Origin of the sequence: Candidatus Pelagibacter communis (assembly GCF_001179925.1) — a bacterium.
Classification (GTDB): Bacteria; Pseudomonadota; Alphaproteobacteria; order Pelagibacterales; family Pelagibacteraceae; genus Pelagibacter; species Pelagibacter ubique_E.
Genome location: NZ_CVSF01000012.1, coordinates 1 through 689 on the forward strand (window position 1 = coordinate 1; position 689 = coordinate 689).

Genomic DNA, 689 nt, shown 5'->3' on the forward strand with positions numbered 1-689 from the left:
GGACATAATGGTGGAACAGGTGCCACCCCTCAAACAAGTGTTAAATATGTTGGAATACCATGGGAAATGGGCCTTACCGAAGCAAATCAAGTTTTAACATTAAATAATTTAAGGCACAAAGTTACACTTAGAACAGATGGAGGAATTAAAACAGGGAGAGATGTAGTTATAGCTGCAATGATGGGCGCAGAGGAGTATGGTGTAGCAACAACGGCTTTGGTAGCAATGGGATGTATAATGGTAAGACAATGTCATTCTAATACTTGTCCAGTTGGAGTTTGTACTCAAGATAAAAACCTAAGAGAGAAATTTACCGGTACCCCAGATAAAGTAGTTAATTTATTCACATTTATTGCAACAGAAGTAAGAGAAATTTTATCTGAGCTTGGGTTCAAGTCATTAAATGAAATTATAGGTAGAACTGATTTATTAATGCAAGTAAGTAAAGCGTCTCCTAATTTAGATGATTTAGATTTAAACCCACTGTTTGTACAAGCTGATCCAGGGGAAAATGAAAGATATTGCGAAACAGCAGAAATAAACAAAGTACCAGATACTTTAGATCATGAAATTTGGCCACAAATAGAAAAAAGTTTAGATAATTCGGAAAAAATCGAAAAAGAATTCTTAATTAAGAATACAAATAGAGCAGTAGGCACAAGAATTTCACATCATTTATATAAAAAATA

At 33.8% G+C, this 689-nt stretch carries 1 protein-coding gene; it reads left to right on the plus strand.

Features of this window, described 5'->3' with window-relative positions:
* Positions 1 to 689: glutamate synthase-related protein (locus tag AMN70_RS00595; protein WP_256998011.1), on the plus strand; the 689-nt coding region annotated here is incomplete at both ends.